At 58.3% G+C, this 17,422-nt stretch carries 14 protein-coding genes; 3 read left to right on the top strand and 11 right to left on the bottom strand.

Annotated features, from left to right (window positions below):
- Positions 1-46: 46 nt before the first annotated feature.
- The 7 genes from recN to CFBP5473_RS05570 form a co-directional block, all read right to left on the bottom strand.
- Positions 47-1,720: a DNA repair protein RecN gene (gene recN / locus CFBP5473_RS05600; RefSeq protein WP_027674395.1), complete on the bottom strand. Its 1,674-nt coding sequence runs from the start codon at positions 1,718-1,720 to the stop codon at positions 47-49.
- Positions 1,721-1,733: 13 nt separating this feature from the next.
- Positions 1,734-2,600 (bottom strand): outer membrane protein assembly factor BamD, encoded by an 867-nt coding sequence (locus tag CFBP5473_RS05595; RefSeq protein ID WP_027674394.1) that lies wholly within the window; start codon positions 2,598-2,600, stop codon positions 1,734-1,736.
- A gap of 403 nt (positions 2,601-3,003) precedes the next feature.
- On the bottom strand, positions 3,004-3,963 hold the full coding sequence (gene lpxC, locus CFBP5473_RS05590) for a UDP-3-O-acyl-N-acetylglucosamine deacetylase (protein WP_027674393.1): 960 nt from the start codon (positions 3,961-3,963) through the stop codon (positions 3,004-3,006).
- Positions 3,964-4,274: 311 nt separating this feature from the next.
- Positions 4,275-6,035, bottom strand: a complete 1,761-nt coding sequence (gene ftsZ, locus CFBP5473_RS05585; protein WP_027674392.1) for a cell division protein FtsZ — start codon at positions 6,033-6,035, stop codon at positions 4,275-4,277.
- A 93-nt stretch (positions 6,036-6,128) separates the two neighbouring features.
- Positions 6,129-7,463 carry a cell division protein FtsA gene (gene ftsA / locus CFBP5473_RS05580; RefSeq protein ID WP_027674391.1) on the bottom strand — a complete coding sequence of 445 codons (1,335 nt, stop codon included), beginning with the start codon at positions 7,461-7,463 and terminating at the stop codon, positions 6,129-6,131.
- Positions 7,460-8,380 (bottom strand): cell division protein FtsQ/DivIB, encoded by a 921-nt coding sequence (locus tag CFBP5473_RS05575; RefSeq protein ID WP_272949272.1) that lies wholly within the window; start codon positions 8,378-8,380, stop codon positions 7,460-7,462. Before CFBP5473_RS05575 ends, ftsA begins: the two co-directional genes overlap by 4 nt.
- A complete protein-coding gene (locus CFBP5473_RS05570; protein WP_027674389.1) occupies positions 8,377-9,303 on the bottom strand; it encodes a D-alanine--D-alanine ligase in 927 nt (308 codons plus the stop codon). Before CFBP5473_RS05570 ends, CFBP5473_RS05575 begins: the two co-directional genes overlap by 4 nt.
- A 580-nt stretch (positions 9,304-9,883) precedes the next feature.
- Here CFBP5473_RS05570 and CFBP5473_RS05565 point away from each other — a divergent pair.
- Complete coding sequence (locus CFBP5473_RS05565) at positions 9,884-10,228, top strand: type II toxin-antitoxin system RelE/ParE family toxin (RefSeq protein ID WP_234881782.1); 345 nt, start codon at positions 9,884-9,886, stop codon at positions 10,226-10,228.
- A gap of 46 nt (positions 10,229-10,274) precedes the next feature.
- The gene (locus tag CFBP5473_RS05560; RefSeq protein ID WP_234881781.1) at positions 10,275-10,502 is read left to right on the top strand and encodes a helix-turn-helix domain-containing protein; all 228 of its coding nucleotides are present in this window, start codon (positions 10,275-10,277) and stop codon (positions 10,500-10,502) included.
- Between the two features lie 55 nt (positions 10,503-10,557).
- Here CFBP5473_RS05560 and CFBP5473_RS05555 read toward each other — a convergent pair whose 3' ends face one another.
- A complete protein-coding gene (locus CFBP5473_RS05555; protein ID WP_027674386.1) occupies positions 10,558-11,466 on the bottom strand; it encodes a HEPN domain-containing protein in 909 nt (302 codons plus the stop codon).
- Positions 11,467-11,735: 269 nt separating this feature from the next.
- Between CFBP5473_RS05555 and CFBP5473_RS05550 the strand changes: the two genes are divergently transcribed.
- Positions 11,736-13,040, top strand: coding sequence for an MFS transporter (locus CFBP5473_RS05550; RefSeq protein WP_027674385.1), 1,305 nt, complete (start codon positions 11,736-11,738; stop codon positions 13,038-13,040).
- An 871-nt stretch (positions 13,041-13,911) separates the two neighbouring features.
- Here the strand turns inward: CFBP5473_RS05550 and murB are convergent.
- From murB to murG, 3 genes are read right to left on the bottom strand one after another with little or no spacing between them, the layout of a single operon-like run.
- Positions 13,912-14,877, bottom strand: a complete 966-nt coding sequence (murB, locus tag CFBP5473_RS05545; protein ID WP_027674383.1) for a UDP-N-acetylmuramate dehydrogenase — start codon at positions 14,875-14,877, stop codon at positions 13,912-13,914.
- Positions 14,874-16,289 carry a UDP-N-acetylmuramate--L-alanine ligase gene (gene murC, locus CFBP5473_RS05540; protein ID WP_027674382.1) on the bottom strand — a complete coding sequence of 472 codons (1,416 nt, stop codon included), beginning with the start codon at positions 16,287-16,289 and terminating at the stop codon, positions 14,874-14,876. The genes murB and murC overlap by 4 nt, the downstream gene beginning before the upstream one ends.
- Positions 16,286-17,422 carry an undecaprenyldiphospho-muramoylpentapeptide beta-N-acetylglucosaminyltransferase gene (gene murG, locus CFBP5473_RS05535; RefSeq protein ID WP_027674381.1) on the bottom strand — a complete coding sequence of 379 codons (1,137 nt, stop codon included), beginning with the start codon at positions 17,420-17,422 and terminating at the stop codon, positions 16,286-16,288. The genes murC and murG overlap by 4 nt, the downstream gene beginning before the upstream one ends.

Genomic DNA, 17,422 nt, shown 5'->3' with positions numbered 1-17,422 from the left:
AGCGAAGTCCTAGGTTTTTTTGGTGAGGGGTTTACTGCACATAGGGTTAATCCCGCGCCGCCAACAACCGCGCCGCAGCCGCTCTCGCCTCGTCCGTTACCGAAGCCCCGGCCAGCATTCGCGCAATTTCCTCGGTCCGGTGTTCCGGCTGCATGGTTGCCACGCGCGTTGCGATCCGTTCGCTGCCATCGCCTGCCGGGCCTTTGGCGATCAGCAGATGCGTTGAAGCACGGGCCGCGACCTGCGGTGCATGGGTGACAGAAAGCACCTGCACCGTTTTCGACAGCCGCTTCAGCCGCTGGCCGATAGCATCGGCCACAGCACCTCCAACGCCGGTGTCGATTTCATCGAAGACGAGCGTCGGTGCAGAGCCGCGATCCGCCAGCGCAACCTTCAGCGCTAGCAGGAAGCGGGAGAGTTCGCCACCGGAAGCCACTTTCATGATTGGGCCGGGACGCGTGCCGGGGTTGGTCTGCACGTGGAATTCCACCACATCGATGCCATCCGCCGAGGCAGATGCGGCGTCGCTGGTCACTTCCACGGTGAAACGCGCGCGCTCCAGCTTCAGCGCTGGCAGCTCGGCCATCACGGCCTCGGAAAGTGCGGCGGCGGCGTTGCGGCGTTTTTGCGAAAGGGATTCGGCTGCTTGATCGAAATCGGCTTTGACGACACCAAGCTGCGCTTCAAGCTTCGTCAGCTTTTCCTCACCTGCATCCAGATCGGCAAGATCGCTGACCATGCGTTCGGCAAGGGCTGGCAATTCGGTAACGGGAACGGAATATTTGCGGGCCGCTGCGCGCAGCGCAAACAGGCGCTCTTCCACACGCTCCAGCTCGCGCGGGTCGAACTCCGTGCGCCGAAGGGCGGCTTCCACTTCCATCTGGGCATTGGAGAGATTATCGAGCGCCGCATCCAGCAACTGCACGGTTTCTTCCAGCAGCCCCGGCGCTTCGTGGCTCTTGCGCTCCAGACGGCGCATCATGGACGCGATGACGGGAACCGGCGAGGCATTGCCGTTGAGAAACTCGCTGGCCTCTGCAATGTCGCCCGCGATCCGCTCGGATTTCTGCATCACGGCGCGGCGTTCCGCCAACTCATCCTCTTCGCCATCGCGCGGGGAAAGCCCCTCCAGTTCCTCGACGGAAGAGCGCAGATAATCCGCTTCACGCGCCGCAGCCTCAACCTTGGCGCGGTGCACTTTCAGCGCGCGTTCGGCATCTCTCCATGTGCGATAAAGGCCCTGGACCGATATCACCTCTTCGGTCAGTCCTGCAAATGCATCGAGAAGCGTGCGGTGCGCATTGGTGTCCACCAGCGCACGGTCATCATGCTGACCGTGAATTTCCACCAGATGCTGGCCAAGCTGGCGCATCATCTGCACGGAAACAGCCTGATCGTTCACATAGGCCTTGGTGCGCCCGTCTGCGGATTGTACGCGGCGAAAGATAAGGTCGCCATCGTCATCGAGGCCGTTTTCGCGCAGCAGCAGGCGCGCGGGGTGATCCATGCCCACTTCGAAAGTGGCAGTCACCTGCCCCTTATCCTCGCCGTGGCGCACAAGTCCGCCATCGCCGCGCCCGCCAAGGGCCAGCGAAAGGCTGTCGAGAAGAATGGATTTACCGGCACCCGTCTCGCCGGTCAGCACGGAGAGCCCGGCCTCGAACCCAAGGTCGAGCCGTTCGATCAAAACGATGTCGCGGATCGAAAGCTGGACCAGCATGGATTACGCTCTCTTACGCTCCAACAAGCTTTTTGCCAGCGCGGGAAATCCAGGATTCGCGGTTTTCACGCGGCTCCAGCCCCTGGCCCTTCAGCAGCTTGTAGGAATCGTCGTACCATTCGCTGTCAGGATAGTTGTTACCCAGAACGGCAGCAGCCGTCTGCGCCTCGTCCGTCAGGCCCATTGCGTAATAGGCTTCGGTCAAACGCGCCAGCGCTTCTTCGATCTGGTTGGTGTTCTGGTACTGCTCAACCACGATGCGGAAACGGGAAACGGCAGCAAGATATTCCTTGCGCTCGAGATAATAACGACCGACCTGCATTTCGCGACCAGCCAGCTGGTCACGCGCGAAGCGGATTTTCGCCTGCGCATCGGCCACATATTCCGAATCGGGGTAATCGTTGACCACCTTGCTCATCGCTTCGATGGTTTTCTGTGCGGCGCGCTGGTCCTGCGTCACGTCGGCAATCTGCTTGGAATAGGCAAGGCCGATCATGTACTGAACGTAAGCGGCGTCCTTCGCACGCGGATACTGCTTGAGGAAGCGCGTACCGGAGGTGATGGCTGCCTCGTTCTGGTTACGGCGCGTTGCGATGAAGGTGTTCATCACCAGCGCCTTCTGGCCCCACTCCGTGAACGGATACTGCTTGTCGATAGCCGTGAACTTGCGCCCGGCTTCCGTCATGTTGCCCGCATTCATATTAGCCAGACCTTGACGGTACAGCACATCCGGCGGATCGGTTTCGACGCCGAGTTTCGTAATGTCGATGTCAGGATCGGACTGGCAGGCAGTCACCAGTGTTCCGGCGCCAAGCAGCATCAGCGATACGAGCGCAACCCGCACCGTTCCATTCATTGCACCAGACCCAACACGCTTCATTCGACAGTTCCCACTTCCTGCGTCAATACAGAGCTTTGGTTTTACAGAGGCGTTTCTAGCCATAAAAGCATCCGCAGGGCAACGCAATGATGACGCAATAACGCATTTTTATGGCAGCGTTTCGCATTACGCGAGATAATCTTGCCCTATGTCAGCAGAATTCTTGTTAGTGGACGGGAATAGACGCGGCACGAACGGCACGAAGCCGGATTTCCACCACCCTCCTCATTCCTGTGCTTGTCACAGGAATCCAGTTGGCGCGCGTCTGCGCGACATAAAGACTCGTTTCAGCCCAAGGACTTGGGCTGGCTGGATTCCTGTGACAAGCACAGGAATGAGGGAGAGAGAAATGTAAAAAGCCGCCCCAAAGGACGGCTTCAATTTCACTTCACACGACCCAATCTCAAGCAGACCAAGGCGCAAATTCCGGCTGGTTGATCGCTACGAATTCGCGGGCGCGAACCACCGGATGGCGGGCGGCAGGTGCTTCCACGATCTCATATGCGGTCGGGTCGCTCAGCAGCGCCTTCAATGCGTTGGCGTTGACCTTGTGGCCGCCGCGATAGGAACGGTAGCAGCCGATGAACTGCGCACCGGCAAGTGCCAGATCGCCAACGGCGTCGAGCGTCTTGTGACGAACGAACTCGTCCTTCTCGTAACGCAGGCCTTCCATGTTGATGACCGTGTTGTCGTCGGAGATGACGACGGAGTTTTCCAGCGACGAGCCGAGTGCGTAACCGGCGGCCCACAGGCGCTCCACATCACGCATGAAACCGAAGGTGCGGGCGCGGGAAAGCTCGTTCTTGAAGGTTTCAGCCGTCAGGTCACCCTTCCAGGTCTGGCGACCGATCAGCGGTGTGTCGAAATCGATTTCCACTTCGAATCGCGTGCCGTCGTAAGGACGGAACTCCGCCCAGGAGGCACCGGAGTCGATGCGGACCGGCTTGATGACGCGGATGTAGCGGCGCTTCACGCCGAGATTGACGATGCCGACCGATTCGATGGCTTCGATGAAAGGCGCGGAGCTTCCGTCCATGATCGGAACTTCAGGACCATCCACTTCAACGATCAGGTTGTCGATGCCCATGGCGTAGATACCGGCCATGACATGCTCAACAGTTGCGACAGACTGCGTAGGCGAGCGACCGATGACGGTGCAGAGATCCGTATTGCCGACATTGGCCGAAACCGCCTTCACTTCCACCACGGAACCATTGTCCAGCGTGCGGCTGAACACGATCCCTGTGCCCGCTTCCGCAGGCTGGAACGTCATGGAAGCCGGATTGCCCGAATGAACGCCGATGCCCTTGAGCTGAACAGGGTTGGCGATTGTGGTTTGAAATCCGAGCAGTCCGATAGTCATGCGTATTAGCCTTTTCGTGTGAACCTGCCGGTGCCACCGGCTCAGTTCCAAGTCAACCGATGGGAGATAATCATCGGCTTTTGCCGTGCTTATTCCCCCGTCCTATGCTCATACATACGCACAGTGATGCGCCATCTCAAATCACTGTTGATTTCGCTTTGTTACAGACCCAAGCTTTTGAAACATCTAATGTATCAGGCATTTATCAAAGGTGATGTTACACAAATACCCGGGCCTTTCGAGCCCGGGTATTTCGCTTAACGGAGAATCGCCGGATCGGTTCGCCGATCCATTGAAAATACGTTTTTCAATCAGTTCGACTGGCGGCGCAGGAAGGCCGGAATTTCGAGCTGATCGTCGTCGTGATGGCTGGAGGAAGCAGGCGTCTGACGGCCATGATCATCCAGATTACCGCGGCGCGGTGCATACATGCTTGCTTCCTGAGACAGCGGACGGCGCTGCTGCGGAGCCATGCTCGGTGCATCCATCATGTCGGAAGGCACGGTTTCGTCCTCATCGCGACGACCGAGCGAATTGGTGATTCGCTTCAGCAGGCCCATCGGACCACGCTCTTCCGGCGCTGCGTGAGCAGGCTGAGCGCGGTGATCCATTTCAGCCTTCACGACCGGAGGAAAGTCCTCGACCTTGGGCATACGAACCGGCTCCGGCTGGCGTGCGACAGGGGCCGGTTCGTGATGAACCTGTACCTGCGGCTGTGCCATGCGCGGAGCCGGCGCTGCGACCTGCTCCGGAGCGTGGTAAACAGGTGCCGGAGCGGCCTGAACCGGTGCTGCGGGGCGAGCAACGACCGGCGCTTCGGCCGGAGCAGATGCGAACAACTTGCTCTGTGGGCGGAACTCGGCTTCTGCCTGTGCCTGGCGCAGCTGCTGTTCGGCAGCCGCCAGGGCAAGTTCGCGTTCCATATCGACTTCTGCCGAACGGATGGTCTGAGCAATCGGGTCTACGGACTTCGGTGCCTGCGATACATAGGCAGGCTGAACTGCGGCCGGAGCAGGAGCAACGGCCGCGGAAGGACGGATAACGGGCTTTGCAGCAAGAGCGGCAGCAGCGCGCATATCGGCAGCATTCTGCTCGATCTGGCCAGGAACGCGGTCGATACCCGTGGCAACGACGGACACGCGGATAAGGCCTTCGAGAGCTTCATCGAAGGTCGCGCCGAGGATGATGTTGGCATCCGGATCGACTTCTTCGCGAATGCGGGTAGCCGCTTCGTCCACTTCGAAGAGCGTCATGTCGCGACCGCCGGTGATGGAGATCAGCAGGCCCTGAGCGCCCTTCATCGAGGTTTCGTCCAGCAGCGGGTTTGCAATCGCCGCTTCCGCAGCCTGCATTGCGCGGCCTTCGCCGGAAGCCTCACCCGTACCCATCATTGCGCGGCCCATTTCGCGCATGACCGAGCGAACGTCGGCGAAGTCGAGGTTGATGAGACCTTCCTTCACCATCAGGTCGGTAATGCAGGCAACGCCGGAGTAGAGAACTTGGTCGGCCATCGCGAATGCGTCGGCAAACGTGGTCTTGTCGTTGGCAATGCGGAACAGATTCTGGTTCGGAATCACGATCAGCGTATCGACGGACTTCTGAAGTTCCTCGATGCCCTGTTCGGCCAGACGCATGCGGCGACCGCCTTCGAAGTGGAACGGCTTGGTAACGACACCAACCGTCAGAATGCCCTTGTTGCGGGCAGCCTGTGCGACGACAGGAGCTGCACCCGTGCCGGTGCCGCCGCCCATGCCGGCGGTTACGAAGCACATATGCGTGCCGTTCAGGTGGTCGATGATTTCATCGATGCACTCTTCAGCGGCAGCGCGACCGACTTCCGGCTGCGAACCAGCGCCCAGACCTTCGGTGACGTTGACGCCGAGCTGGATAACCCGGTCGGCCTTCGTCATCGTCAGTGCCTGTGCATCCGTGTTGGCAACGACGAAGTCGACGCCCTGGAGGCCAGCAGTGATCATGTTATTGACAGCGTTACCGCCACCGCCGCCAACGCCGAAAACGGTGATGCGTGGCTTCAGCTCGGTGATATCCGGCTTTTGCAGCTGTATCGTCATTTTACCATTCCTTCTATCTATGGCCGGCAACGCCCCGCAGGCCAATTCTCTTGAACTTCACTCATTCCTTTTCCGAACACCCCCGGAAAAGGATCAAAAACTTTCTTTCAGCCACTGCCCCACACGGGCGATACGCCCGCTGCCCATTCCAAACGGCGAGAACATTCCGCTCTGCGCCGCGTGAATTTCGATGTCTGCGATCTGCGGATAGATCATCAGTCCGCAGGCCGTTGAGAAGGCCGGGCCCTTGGCCGCAACCGGCAGGCCAGCCACGCCCATCGGACGACCGATGCGCACGTTGCGGGCCAGAATGCGACGTGCCGTTTCCGGCAGGCCGGTCAGCTGGCTTGCGCCACCCGTCAGCACCACGCGCTTGCCGACGATTGGGCTGAAACCGGATTTCTGAATACGGTCCCGGATCAGCTCCAGTGTCTCTTCGATGCGCGCGCGGATGATGCGGCTGACAAGCGCCTTCGATACCTGCGATGGCTGGTCGCGGTCGTCTTCGCCAATCGGCGGAACGGCGATCATTTCACGATCGTCCACACCGCCATTGGCCAGAGACGATCCATGCACCACCTTCAGCCGCTCCGCATCCTCGATGCGGGTGGACAGGCCACGCGCCAGATCGGTCGTGACATGATGACCGCCAAGGCCGATGGCATCCGTGTGCACCAGACGACCTTCGGCAAAGACCGAAATCGTCGTCGTGCCGCCGCCCATATCGATTGCCGCGCAGCCGAGTTCGACTTCATCATCCACCAGAGCAGCCAGACCGCTTGCATAAGGTGTCGCAACAATGCCCTCGACAGACAGGTGAGCGCGGTTGATGCAGAGTTCGAGGTTCTTCAACGCCGTGCGTTCCGCCGTCACCACATGCATGTCCACGCCCAGCAGGTCGCCATACATGGAAAGCGGATCGCGAATACCGCGTTCGCCATCCAGCGAATAACCAGTGGGCAGCGAGTGCAGGATTGCGCGGTCCTGGCGCAGCGACTGCTGGCTGGCAGCCACCAGAACCTTGCGCAGATCGCCCGCTTCCACTTCCTGCCCACCCAGATCGATGCTGGCGGTATAGATATCGCTGGCAAGACGCCCAGCCGACACGTTTACGATGAGGCTATCCACCGTCAGCCCCGCCATGCGCTCGGCTGCATCGACTGCCAGACGAACAACGCCTTCCAGCGCGTCCAGATCGGCGATGACGCCCGACTTCACACCGCGCGAACGCTGGTGGCCGATGCCGATGACATCTACCTTGTGCGTGCGACCGGGCAGCACTTCACTCTCCTGACGCGGCGTCAGACGACCGATCATGCAGACGACCTTGGTCGAGCCGATATCGAGAACCGAAACGACGTGGCTGCGCTTGGAAGGCAGAGGCTTCAGACGCGGCAGGCCAAACTGGGAAGAACCGAAAAAGCTCATGTGTTCCTCTCCGCCGCCTTGAGTACCTTGGTGCGCGCCTCAACTGCCTTCTGACGACGCTCGGCGGCACCTTCCGTCAGCTGCACCGTCGTCCGGTCGGGCAGACGCAGATCCACCGCAGCGACATCGCGCGACAGAATCTTCTGCTCCATATCCAGACGCGCCAGCAGCTGCAGCGCCTTCGGCACATTCTCTTCCGGCAGCTTCACGACGATGCCGTTTTCCAGATGCAGGTCCCAGCGGCGACCGGCAACGCGGACATAGGCCCGAACGCGGTTACGAATTTCCGGCCAGTCGGCCAGCTCGTCCACGAAACCCGCAGCACCCGTCTCGGCATCACGACCGACGAACAGCGGCAGGCCCGCATATTTGTTGTCCCGCAGCGGCGCGATGACGCTTCCGCTCTTTTCGATCAGCGACAGTTCCGTGCCGTGCTGCCAGATACCGAAAGCCTGACGCTCCTTCAGACGCACATCGATGGTCTTGGGATAAATCTTGCGAATATCGACATCTTCCACCCAAGGAAGCTCGGAGAGCTTCTTGCGCGCAGCGTTGACATCGAGAGCGATCAGCGAGGTCGCCCCGTCGAGGCCCAGCAGCTGGAACACTTCGATTTCCGACGTCTGCATATTGCCGGAGACCTTCACGTCTTCAACAGCAAAACCGGCAGCCGAAGTCGTTGCCTGCGCAACCAAATCCGTATGGCCACCCAGCGACATGCCATAGAGGCCGACTGCGGAGAAAAATGCGAATGTAGAGATCGTGCCCGTATGCGCGGGAATGTGAATGCGGCCCGTGGCAAGGCTCACGCAGAAACGAAACACGCGGCGAAACGGACGCGGCAGAACGAACCGGTCATCCGCACCCGCCGATGCGTATTGCTCGCGCTTTTTAGCTGTCGATTTTTTGCCGTTCACCGCAAGCACGACGCATCCTCCACCATCCAACGGACAAGTTCACCAAAGGAGCGACCCTGATGGGCCGCCATTTCGGGCACAAGGGAGGTTGGCGTCATGCCCGGCTGGGTATTGATTTCCAGCCAGATAAGTTCGCCATCTTCTGAGAAACGGTCGTCGAAGCGGAAGTCCGAACGGCTCACGCCACGGCAGCCAATCACCTGATGCGCCATAACCGCCAATGATTGGATTTTTTGGTAAATTTTCGGTGAAATTTCCGCCGGGATGACATGCTTTGAGCCACCTTTGGCGTATTTCGCATCGTAATCATAGAAATTGTGACCGAGCGGCACCACTTCGGTAACACCCAAGGCTTCGCCATTCATCACGCCGCAGGTCAACTCGCGGCCATGAATATAGCGCTCCACCATCACGGCATCACCGTAACGCCAGTCGGCAGAACTGAGAATCTGAGGCGGATGCGATTGATCTTCCTTGACGATCACCACGCCGAAGCTCGAACCTTCACGAACCGGCTTCACCACATAAGGCGGCTCCAGCGGATGCTGGTTGCCGATATCGTGACGGTTCATCAGCTTTTCGGTCGCAACCGGAATGCCACCGGCAGCAGCGATCTTCTTCGACTGCGACTTGTTCATCGCCAGCGAGGACGCGGCAACGCCGGAATGCGTGTAGGGAATTTCGAGATATTCCAGAATGCCCTGGATCGTACCGTCTTCGCCGAAGGGGCCATGCAGCGCATTGAAAGCGACATCGGGACGCAGATCGACCAGCGTGGACGCAATGTTGCGATCCACATCTACACGCGTAACCTTATAGCCCTCGCCTTCCAGCGCGGATGCGCAAGCCTCTCCCGACGAGAGGCTGACCGGCCGCTCCGAAGAAAACCCACCCATAAGAACAGCTACGTGTTTGCCGCTCATAACAACCTCTGACACACCGAATTTCCCGAACGAGGCACCGGAACCGGAATGGCTCGCGATTCTTTCGCTCGACCCGCACGAAACACTTAAGCGTCATTAAGGTTAATGAAGTGTTTACTTTCGTTAACCGAGACGCCCAACGAAGCGATTTTTGTTAAAGAATCACTTCAGCTGCGGATTCCTTCCTTAGAATCAGAGCGTTGCGACCAATGCAAGATTCAGAATTTTAACCGAAGGCAAATAATTCCATTGCGCCCGCGCCCCACACCCGCCTCGAAAGCAAGATCGATTCGTTAAGATCAGACGGTTTTCCCCAGCCATTTTGGGACGAAACAACGCGGCGAACGATCCCGCATCCTAGCGATAGTGCCCTTGCCCGTGCAGCACGGGTTGCGATCCAAAAAATTGAAGAACTTGATATTCAAAGCTAGAAATCAACCTTAAGCTGCCCAAAGTGAGTTTTGCGTCATGAGCGGCAGTCTTGAGAGAAAACTTGAATTTATATTACGGAGTGATATAGATATTGCGATTAAGAATTCTAAAGGACGTGGAGTTCAACAACTGGGCCATTGGACACGGCGTGACCGATACCATGCTGTACGATGCAGCGAAGGAGATCGAAAACGGTCTGATAGACGCGCGGCTCGGCGGCTTTCTGATAAAGAAACGGGTTGCGGCACCCGGTCGAGGCAAATCAGGAAGCTATCGAACTATCATAGGCTACCGTCAGTCTGACAGACTCATCTTTGTGCACGGTTTCGCGAAAAACGAGTCTGAAAATATCAAGAAGAATGAGAAGGCCGCCCTTCGGAAACTATGCGACATCTACATGAGCGCAGACGAGCAGCGGCTCAAAGACATGATTGAAAAGCACATCATACTGGAGATTGAAGGCGATGAGCCGAATACTGAAAAACGTCCATAAATCAGCCGAGAGGCTGCATGAAGCAGGCTTCGTTGATGATATGACGATGAGAGAGTTCGATGCGCTTTGCCTCCCTCCTCTTCGTGATTATACGCCCGATGAAATAAAGAAGATCAGAGCGGGAGCAAAGGTTAGCCAAGCTGTGTTCGCCAACTTCATCAACGTCAAGACGATCACGGTCGCCGCGTGGGAGCAGGGTACGAAAAAGCCCAACGGTACGGCCATCAAGATTCTCGATCTTGTGGAGCGCAAGGGATTGGACGTCCTGCGCTAGCATAGAAAATTGCTTGTGCGCCCGGCATCACAAAGAATGCAACATTATTGCTGGGCTAGGATGGCGTTTCGCCCAGCCGCTCCCGGCACACCTCCTCCACCACGTCCCGCAAATGCGCCACGCGCTCCGTCAGCCACGCCAGTTCCTCGGTCGTGATCTTATAGTGGAGTGAATAGCGCGCCTCGACATAGGCGCGCTTGAGCAGGCTGAAGCAGCGTCGGGAGTGCTTCGTGTTGCGAGGCCAGACCTCGATCAGCCGCGGCGCTATATCTTCGGACTGCGAGCGCAGGAACGTCAGATTATGCGATGCCGGACTGTAGAGCGTGAAGACGAGCAGCACGCAATTATAAAGCCGCTCTGCGGTCTGGTGGAGAGTGAAAGCAGCCTCATTGTTAAATCCGCTACTGACGGCTACGGCTGCCAGCTCTCCAAACCTGTCTGCACTCGAAAACCAGTGATCGAAATGCAGCCTTGCCTCGGAGGCAATCTCCTCCGGCGCAAGCAGCTTCGGCTCAGCCAGCGGATAACCTGCAGCCTCATAGAGCGCGATCCCGTCCCTTGCGACATCCACGAAGAACGGACGGCCCTGCGCAAGCTCGGAATTCAGCTGATCATAGGCATGAACGATGACACTGGGCTGCGTTTTCAGGCGGCGCGTGACCTGCAAGTCCTGAATGAACCTGTCATCGACCTTGTCCCAAACGTCGTGCTCTTCGGCAAAACGCGCAGAGTTGACGACGACGAGAATGTCGTAATCCGAATAGTAACCGCTCCCGCGATCCTCCACCCAATCGCCGCGGGCATGGGAACCGTAAAGAATAAGCTTGAGAATGCGACCGCGCCTGTCCTTGTCCGAAAGCTTGGTCTTAAGCGCGTCCTCGAACTCTTCGAACACGATGGAGGCCACGCGCTGCAACTCGCGGCGCTTGCGAAGCGGCAGATGCGCCAGCCTCTCATCATCCATCGAAAAGTCCTGCACACCTCATCCCCTTCTACACCGGCACGATAACCCTCTTAGCAGAATCGTTTGCATCAGGTGAAGCCGTATAGCCGTGGCCGTCGAAAATCACGACCCCAAACGATGAGAGAAGAATGCGAATGCAAAACGTTACCAATTCATCCGTTTTTTCCAAAATATTGCGCTTTAACCGTTTCAAAGGATCAAAAATTACGTTAACGCAATTTCAGCCCGGTAAAGGGTCATAAGTCTTACTTAACAATGGAACGACTACCATGTCCGAAGCGATATCCCGTGTATCGCCGACAGCTGACAAACCGAACGATGTAAAGACAAATTCGCCTGCACGAGTTCTCACTGCCAGCCTGGTCGGCACGACCATCGAATTCTTCGATTTCTACGTTTATGCGACTGCCGCCGTGCTCGTGTTTCCGACGCTGTTCTTCCCGAACAGCGATCCGATGACGGCGCTGCTTGCATCGTTTGCCACCTTCTCCATCGCCTTCTTCGCCCGCCCGCTCGGCGCGCTGGTGTTCGGCCATTACGGAGACCGCGTGGGCCGCAAGACGACGCTCGTCGCCGCTCTTTTGACGATGGGCATTTCCACCGTCGTCATCGGCCTTCTGCCCTCGTATGAAACTGCCGGTGTTCTCGCGCCTCTTTTGCTGGCACTTTGCCGTTTCGGTCAGGGCTTCGGTCTTGGTGGCGAGTGGGGCGGTGCCGTTCTTCTGGCAACGGAAAATGCACCTCCCGGCAAGCGCAACTGGTACGCCATGTTCCCGCAGCTCGGTGCGCCGGTCGGCCTGTTCCTGTCTTCGGGCATTTTCTGGCTGCTTCTGCACGTCATGTCCAACGACGCGCTGATCACATGGGGCTGGCGCATTCCGTTCATCGCCTCGATCCTGCTGATCGGCGTCGGCCTGTGGGTTCGCTTGTCGATCACGGAAACGCCCGACTTCCAGAAGGCCATCGAAAAGCATGAACGCGTTGCCGTTCCTGCCAAGGAAATCTTCACCAAGTACAAGCGCAGCCTGTTCCTCGGCACCTTCGTCGCGCTCGTTACCTTCGTGCTGTTCTACATCGGCACGGCATGGCTGCTGTCCTACAACGTCAAGGTTCTGAAGATTCCATTCCTCGACGCTCTGGAAATCCAGATTCTCAGCGCCGTCGTCTTCGGCATCTTCATCCCGCTCACCGGCATCGTGGGTGATAAGGTAGGCCGTCGCCTGTCGCTCATCGTCATCACGGTCCTGATTGCCGCCTTCTCCTTCCTGCTCCCGGTTCTTCTGACCGGCGGTGAAGCAGGCGTCGCGGTCTTCGCCGCCAGCTCCATGGCGCTGATGGGCATGACCTACGCGCTGATCGGCGCAGCGCTTGCCGCACCGTTCCCGACAAGCGTTCGCTACACCGGCGCATCGCTGACCTTCAACTTCGCAGGCATCGTCGGCGCATCGCTCGCACCTTACATCGCCACATGGCTCCAGACGAACTACGGCATGGCAGCCGTCGGCTACTACCTCGGCCTCGCCGCGGTCATCACGCTGGTCTGCATCCTGCTCTCGGGCAAGGACGAAGTGTAAGGACTTCTGGAACAGAAGCGGCGCACCACACCGCTTCACCCTGAATCAAAAGCACAAAAAAGCCCGCGAAGTTTCTGACTTGGCGGGCTTTTTCGTTTGATATTGTTCAGCGAACGGGATGTTTATAGTGATCGTAAGCGAGCCAGCAAATTTCCGATACCAATCCGGAAAAACATACCACATGAAAATCCGAGAGGTCATTGCCGTTTACTGCACTGCTTGTGACTTCATTCACCCGGATGAATTTTGTGTCGACGCGCACGCTTCATGTCGCTGATCCAGATAGCAGACCAAACGCCTGCACCCAGCAGCAAAGGCAGAATATAGAGAAAAAAGAACGCCGCAGAATTCATGGATATAACCTATTTTGCTGAACCATCTAGCGTCTGAGGCACCGGTGGACACCTATCGCTGACCGTGGCGATACTTATCATATGCCAGCCAGCACAGGCCGGATGCCGACACCAGCCACGGGAATACGTACCAGAAAAATTCCTGCGAGCTCATACTCTCAGCCCTCCAAGGACGCGTCTTGCAATTAAATGTAGTATAATCGCGCCCGAAATCCACCACCCATCATGCCGGTGTTGAAGATAACTGCCTGCCTTGCTCTTGCCACCAGCACTTGGGGCAAGATGATCGAAACACCCACTGCCGTCATCCTCGGGCTTGACCCGAGGATCCACAACCCTCTGCTTTCGTTAGTGAAGATGGATCCTCGGCTCAAGGCCGAGGATGACGGCGGTGGGTTTGCTATGGCACCATCTCCACCGCAAATCGGGCACGTTCAACGTGTGCCCAACCGGCTTCGAAAGTGAGGGACAAACAAAGCTCTATCCCACATCGCCCTATTTAAACCGGACACCGCCGATCAAGCCCCAAGAAACGGCTCGACTTCCCGGCCCGGCATGAACAACCCAAGCCGTTTGATTTCCCATTCCAGCCGAATACCGGCATTCTCGAACACGCGCTTGCGCACGGCTTCACCCAGATATTCCAGATCGTAGCCGGTTGCGTGGCCGGTGTTGATCATGAAGTTGCAATGCAGCGAAGACATCTGCGCGCCGCCGATGACCATGCCGCGACCGCCCGCTTCGTCGATCAGTTTCCAGGCCGAATGGCCCTCCGGGTTCTTGAACGTGGAGCCGCCGGTCTGCTCGCGGATCGGCTGCACCGTCTCGCGGTGATGGCGCACGGCATCCATGTCGGCACGGATTTTGGCGCGATCTTCCGGGTAGCCTTCGAACAGCGCGCCGGTGAAGATCAGGCCCTTGTCAGCGCCCGAGTGGCGGTAGCTGTACTGCATTTCGGCGTTGGAACGCGTGTGCTGGTTGCCCTGACGGTCCACCGCATAAACCTCCACCACGCGGTCCCGCGTCTCGCCGCCATTGGCGCCCGCATTCATGCGCAGCGCGCCGCCGATGGAGCCGGGAATGCCGTAATAGAAATGGAAACCGCCAATGCCGTTATCCATGGCCATTGCGGCAATATGCTTGTCCGGGCAGATCGCACCGGCCTTGATGCGGTTTTCACCGGCAAGCTCCACCTGGCCGAAGCCCTTGGCGGAAAGGCGCACGACGACCCCCGGAATGCCGCCATCGCGCACCAGCAGATTGGAACCGACACCGACGACCGTCAGCGGAACATCTTCCGGCAGAAGCTTGAGGAAGGTAATGAGATCGTCCGTATCGTGGGGCTGGAACATCAGTTCCGCAAGACCACCGGCTCTGAACCACGTTACGCGATCCATCGGCGAATCCGGCGTCACACGTCCTCTTAGTTCCTTAACTCCGTCGCCGAGCCTTTCCAGCAACTTTACCCCATCCACCTGTCTCATGCAGACTTTCCTGAAATGCTATCCAATTCCGAGGGCAGCGCCGCTGCCCACTGTGTAATATTACCAGCCCCCAAGAGAACCACGAAATCACCCGGATTCGCAATGCCTGCGACCGTCTTTGCCAGATCGTCCCGAGTGCCAAGATAGCGCACATCCCGATGGCCGGCTGCCCTGATGGCGGAGACCAGCGTTTCGGAATTCGCACCCTCGATTGCATCTTCGCCCGCCGCATAAACCGGAGCAAGAAGAATCGTATCCGCATCGTTGAAACAATGCGCGAAATCTTCAAAAAGGCTCGATAAACGCGAATAACGGTGTGGTTGATGCACGGCAATAATTCGGCCTTTGCAGGCCTCGCGCGCTGCCTTCAGCACCGCTTTAATTTCCACCGGATGGTGGCCGTAATCGTCAAAAACCTGCACGCCATTGGAGGAACCGGTCAGCGTGAAGCGGCGCTTGACACCGCCGAAGGAGGCAAGCCCCTTCTTGATGTCGTCTTCCGAGATGCCCAGACGATTGGCAACGGCAATTGCCGCAGTCGCATTGGACACGTTGTGACGGCCGGGCATCGGCAGCACGAGATCCTTGAAGGAGAAAATCCTTCCCGTGCGGCGACGGCGGATTTCCACGTCGAAAATCGATTTGGTACCATCAATGCGCACATTCGAGAAGCGAACGTCGGCCTGCGGGTTTTCACCATAGGTGATGACCTTGCGGTCCTCGATCTTGCCGACCAGCGTCTGCACTTCAGGATGATCGATGCACAGCACGCCGAAACCGTAGAACGGCACATTCTCCACGAACTGGCGGAACGCCTCGCGCACGGCATCGAAATTGCCGTAATGGTCCAGATGCTCCGGGTCGATATTGGTGATGACGGCCACATCCGCAGGCAGCTTCAGGAAGGTGCCGTCGGATTCGTCGGCCTCCACCACCATCCACTCGCCCTCGCCCATGCGGGCATTGGTGCCGTAAGCATTGATGATGCCGCCATTGATGACGGTCGGGTCCAGATTGCCCGCTTCAAGCAGCGTCGCGACCATGGAAGTGGTCGTCGTCTTGCCATGCGTACCGCCAATAGCGATGGCATTGCGGAAGCGCATCAGTTCCGCCAGCATTTCCGCGCGGCGAACAATCGGCAGGTGCTTTTCACGCGCCGCGATCAGTTCCGGGTTGTTCTTCTTGATGGCGGTCGAAACGACCACCACTTCCGCATCCCCAAGGTTTTCCGCCTTGTGGCCGACGAACACCTCGATGCCCTTGTCGCGCAGACGCTGCACATTGGCGCTGTCTGCCTGATCGGAACCCTGAACGCGATGACCCAGATTGTGCAGCACTTCGGCAATGCCGCTCATGCCAATCCCGCCAATTCCGATGAAATGGACAAGACCAATGGCTTTCGGCATCTTCATGGATGCACTCCTTCATTCTTCGATTTGAATTGCTGAACGCTCTCGCCCGCCGCAATGGCTTCCACCAGATCGGCAAGGCGCTGTGCAGCGTCCGGCTTGCCGGTTGCTTTAGCAGCCGCAGCGGTTCTGTCCAGTCGCTCGGGGTCGCCCATCGCGTCATTCAACAGGGCGGAAAGCTTCTTGGGCGATAGTTCGGATTGCTTGATGACGCTCGCGCCACCCGCAGCGGACAGTGCCGCCGCATTTGCTGCCTGATCATGATCCAGCGCATGTGGGTAAGGCACGAGAACGGAAGGACGGCCAATCACCGAAAGCTCGGACACGGTGGAAGCACCGGAGCGGCTAATGACGAGATCCGCCCCGGCAATACGCTCGGCCATATCGCCGAAGAAGGGCGAAACATCCGCCTGCACGCCAAGCTTCTTGTAGGATTCGATCACGCTGTCCTTGTCTTCCGGGCGCGCCTGCTGCGTCACCGTCAGGCGGCTGCGCACATCATTGGGCAGTAGGCAGATGGCGGCTGGAACGGCAGCAGAAAAGAACTGCGCGCCCTGGCTTCCGCCGAAAACGACGAGCTGAAACGGCTCGCCAGCGTTGGACGGCGTATAGGCAACATTGGAGGCAGAGAGCACGGCGGGACGCACCGGGTTTCCCGTCGTCACCGTTTTACCGGCATATTCGCCCTTGTTCTCGGGCAGGAAGCCACCGGCGATTGCCTTCACGCGCTTGGCCAGCGCCTTGTTGGCACGGCCCATCACGGCATTCTGCTCATGGATCAGTGATGGCACGCCCATGCCGGTGGAAGCCAGAAGCGGCGGCACGGTGGGGTAACCACCAAAGCCGACAACTGCGACGGGCTTCAGCTTCGTCATCAAACGGCGCGCGGAGCGAAGGCCGGTCCACAGTTTCAGCAGCGATTTCGCGACATTGATCGGGTTTTTCGAGCCGATGGTCGCGGATGGCACGACATGGATTTCATCCGCCGGAAACTTGCCTGCATAGCGTTCGGCACGGCTATCCGTCACCAGATGCACGGAATAGCCGCGCTCCTTCAACTCGTAAGCCAGCGCCTCTGCTGGAAAAACATGGCCGCCGGTTCCCCCGGCGGCAAGCAAAACGATACCCTTGCTCAT

Origin of the sequence: Agrobacterium larrymoorei (genome assembly GCF_005145045.1) — a bacterium.
Lineage (GTDB): Bacteria > Pseudomonadota > Alphaproteobacteria > Rhizobiales > Rhizobiaceae > Agrobacterium > Agrobacterium larrymoorei.
Note: the sequence above shows the minus strand (reverse complement) of the source record. Positions and strands in the feature narration are given on the sequence as shown.